Source organism: Thioalkalivibrio sp. (assembly GCF_007692535.1).
Lineage (GTDB): Bacteria > Pseudomonadota > Gammaproteobacteria > Ectothiorhodospirales > Ectothiorhodospiraceae > Thioalkalivibrio.
On the sequence record NZ_REBW01000050.1, the window covers coordinates 1 to 3,937 of the forward strand.

The following is a 3,937-nucleotide window of genomic DNA, read 5'->3' on the forward strand; positions in this document are numbered from 1 at the left end:
TGGCCCCATCGCTCATTCCGGTGAAGGCGGGCGATCGCGTGAAGACAGACCGCCGTGTAAATGCTGGATCAAATTTCCCCGGAAGTGCTGGCGCAAAATTCCCCACCTCGCGGGTCTGGCGATCAGCCGTGGATGTGATTGGCGCCTCCGTTTTTCGGTGGCCGGCCGCGGCGTTTGGGCGGCGGCGGTGGGGTGATGGTTGCATGTGATCGGGTGTGTTCCGGGATCAGATCGGCATGATGGCGCAGCCGGTAGCTGGCCCCTTCGATCTGAACCACGACGGCATGGTGCAGCAGGCGGTCCAGAAGCGCGGTCGCGACGACAGGATCGCCGAAGATTTCGCCCCATTCCGCGAAGCCACGGTTCGAGGTCAGGATCATGGCGCCTTTTTCATATCGCGCGTTGACCAGTTGGAAGAACAGATTGGCGCCGCCGCTGGTTATGGGCAGATAGCCGATCTCGTCGATGATCAGCAGCGAGGCACGGGCATAGAACCGGATCTTTTCGGCCAGACGCCCTTCACGCTCGGCCTTGGTCAGGGCTTCAATCAGCTCCGCCAGGGAACAGCGGTAGACACTGCGCCCCGCCCTGACCGCCGCGACGCCGATGGCGGTGGCGAGATGGCTTTTGCCGGTGCCCGGCGGGCCAAGAAAGTGCAGAACCTCGGCCCGCTTGATGAACTCCAACTGCGCCAGTGCCATGATGCGATGGCGATCCAGCGAGGGCTGGAAGGAGAAGTCGAAGCTTTCCAGCGTCTTGATCGGCATCAGACGGGCGGTGCGCAGGGCAACACCGATGCGGCGGCCTTCGCGCAGGTTCAGCTCTTCGGCCAGCAGTTCGTCGATGGCCTCGATGGCGCTGATCTCGCCCTTTTCCAGTCGGCTGAGGGTCTGGTCCAGCGTTTCCAGGGCGCGGGCCATGTGCAGGCTGACGAGGCTCTGGCGGATGCGTTCGGTGACCGGGATCATGGGCGGCCCCCCGGCGCATTGGCCAGACGGCGCCCGACCGCCTCATAGAAAGCCAGAGGACGACGCGCCACCGGGGCATCGTTCGGGCGCGTGGTAAGCTGAACCGCGCGGCGTGCGGGCGGGACGGGCTTGCGATGGCTGGGGTCAACCCTGCGCTGGTTCTTGCCTTCCAGCACCGGGTGGCTGGCGACCAGTTGGCCGTCCTCGAAGATCCGAACCTCGGCAGGGTGGTTCTGGACCTCGACGATCCGCCGCCGCGTGGTGTCGGGCACGCTGTATTGATTGCCACCGACCGCGACCATGCCTTCCTGGCTGATCCGCCGTTCCACGGTCAACACCGCGTCGTAGGGACGGGCCGGCATGGCCATAAGCTGCGGTTGTTCCTCGGCAAAGTGTTCATCCACGATACGCTGAGTAGTGGCATGCACGCGGGGATTGGCGATGGTCGTGCGCCACTCATCGAACTGGGCGTTCAGATCGTCCATGTCGTGGAAGCTGCGGCCGAGGGAAAAGTCCTGCCGCACATAGCGGAAGGGCCGCTCAACCTTGCCTTTGGTTTTGGCCCGATACGGCTGGCAGGCCCGTGGTGCAGAACCGTAATGAGCCAACAGCGCCACCAGGGACTCGTTGTAGGTCACGACACCCGCGGCGTCTTCGCCGATCACCGCCGTCTTCATCCGGTCATAGAGGATCTCGGTGCAGGCCCCGCCCATCGCGCCGAATGCCGCGATGTGACAGCGCATCACCGTTTCCAGCGTCTGGTTCGGGCAGAACCGCCCCCAGAGCCAGCGGCTGTGCCCCAGCACCATGCTGAACAGCCAGACCTTGCGCAGCACGCCGGGTTCGGCCTTGAACTCCACCTGGAACTCGGCAAAATCCACCTGTGCTTGCTGACCCGCCGCCGTCTCGAAGCGCCGTTCGAACTGCCGAGGCACCGCGGGCCGGATCAGCCGGAGATATTCCGTCAGCGTGGAATAGGCCCCTTCATACCCCATCGCCCGAACCTCACGATGCAGCCTGCGCGCCGAGAGCCCCGGGAAGGCATGAAGACGTTCCGCAAGATAGGCGCGAAAGCGTTCGGCCAGCCGCTCCCCCACGTCGCGCGGGCCATAGACCGGCATCTCGAGGCCCTGCGCGAGATATTTCCGCACCGTCTTGCGGTCTAGCCCGGTCTGCCGCGCAATCGCACTGACGCCAAGCCCCTGTCGTTTCAACTCCAAGATCATCACGATCTCCCTCAATCCAACCACCTGCAGGCCCTTCCATTGGCATCAGCAGGGGTAATTCTGCGCGACGGAGGGTCAGGCGGGCATGCCCGCCTGACCCTCCGTCGCGCCAAACTGGGGAAAATTCATCCAGCCGTTTTGGGGAGATTACGTCCAGCACTCACACGCCGCGATGCGGTGATGTTGGCGAAGCTGCATCGGGCGGGTGAACTGACGGCGGTCTGGGTGCCGGATGCGGCGCATGAGGCGATGCGCGATCTGGTTCGCGCCCGGACGACTGCGATGCGGGTTTTGGGAAAGGCGCGACAACATCTTCAGGGGTTTCTGCTCCGCCACGGCCGTATCTATCCGGGAAAGAAGGGCTGGACGGTTGCCTATCGGCGCTGGCTGACGACGGTGCGGTTCGACCATCCCGCCCAGCAGATCGTCTTCCAAGACTATGTAGACGCAGTTACCGATGCTGAGATCCGGGTCGAGCGACTGACAGGTCAGATCGCTGACCTGCTGCCCAGCTGGTCGCTGGCGCCCGTGGTCGAGGCTGTGCAGGCGATGCGCGGTGTGGCCTTCATCGTCGCGGTGACGGTGGTGGCCGAGGTCGGGGATTTCCAACGGTTCCACAATCCGCGTCAGCTGATGGCATATCTCGGTCTCACGCCCTCCGAGCATTCGAGCGGGGCTACCGTGCGCCGCGGCGGCATCACGAAGGCCGGCAGTGGTCTCGCCCGACGAGCTTTGATCGAAGGTGCCTGGAGTTACCGAATGCAGGCGCGCGTCAGCCGCAAGCTTCACGACAGGATAGAGGGATTGCCCAAGGCCGTGCGGGACATCGCCTGGAAGGGCCAGCTGCGGATGTGCCAACGCTACCGTCATCTGGTCGCGGCTGGGAAAGCGAAGGTGGTCGTCACCACGGCCATCGCTCGCGAAATGGTTGGCTTCATCTGGGCCATCGCCCGGGCTGTAACGCCACCACATGTCGTTCCGGCTGGCACGCAAGGCTGATAAGAAGCAAGGCACCCTGATTACGCCGATGCGCAAGGTTGGGGGCGGAACGCGGTGGGGAACCCTCGTGCCCTGTTATGAGCCGGCCAAGCCGACGCTCGCCACTTAGAGCGAGGCAGCCCCAAGACGAAACCACGGTCATGCGGTATCCAACCCGCGTATGAGAGCTTGCTCAACCGTCGTCTCAGTTCCGTCTCCAACCTTGCGCATCCCCATCAAGCTGCGCCCGGCCCCGCCGGTGAAATTACTATGAAACAAGGGCTTGGCAGCGATCATGAGAACAGGTTGCTGAAATAGTCCCGTCTCGACAACGATTTGAGAACATGATTCACCCTTCCCACTGCAATGGTGGGGGTGATGATGTGTGGGACGGACGAGATGAGCGGGTCGCTGTTCAGCTATGTTAACTTGGAAGAGCGCATCCCGCCGCGTCACCCGCTGCGCAAGATCCGGCAGGTCGTGAATGACGCGCTGACCAGCCTCGATGCTGAGTTCGAGGCGCTTTACACCGATTTCGGCCGCCCCTCGATCCCACCGGAGCGTCTGATCCGGGCCAGCCTGCTGCAAATCCTGTTTTCTGTCCGATCCGAGCGGCAGCTGATGGAGCAAATGGATTACAACCTGATGTTCCGCTGATTCGTAGGGCTGGGCATCGATGATCCGGTCTGGGTGCCCACGGTGTTCACGAAGAACCGCGACCGGTTGCTGACGACAAAGATGTCGCGCAAGGTGATGGCGGCGATC

The 3,937-nt window shown here is 63.3% G+C and carries 2 protein-coding genes and 2 pseudogenes; 2 read left to right on the forward strand and 2 right to left on the reverse strand.

Features of this window, described 5'->3' with window-relative positions; all coding sequences use genetic code 11:
• Positions 1-122: 122 nt before the first annotated feature.
• Positions 123-968 (reverse strand): IS21-like element helper ATPase IstB, encoded by an 846-nt coding sequence (istB, locus tag EA346_RS01030; RefSeq protein WP_296754537.1) that lies wholly within the window; start codon positions 966-968, stop codon positions 123-125.
• The gene (gene istA, locus EA346_RS01035; RefSeq protein WP_296754539.1) at positions 965-2,218 is read right to left on the reverse strand and encodes an IS21 family transposase; all 1,254 of its coding nucleotides are present in this window, start codon (positions 2,216-2,218) and stop codon (positions 965-967) included. Before istA ends, istB begins: the two co-directional genes overlap by 4 nt.
• A 141-nt stretch (positions 2,219-2,359) precedes the next feature.
• On the opposite strand from istA, the pseudogene EA346_RS01040 reads away from it, so the two are divergent.
• Both EA346_RS01040 and EA346_RS01045 read left to right on the forward strand, forming a co-directional pair.
• Positions 2,360-3,193 (forward strand): annotated as a pseudogene (locus tag EA346_RS01040) (IS110 family transposase); the annotation flags it as partial.
• Positions 3,194-3,553: 360 nt separating this feature from the next.
• A pseudogene (locus EA346_RS01045) lies at positions 3,554-3,937 on the forward strand (transposase); the annotation flags it as partial.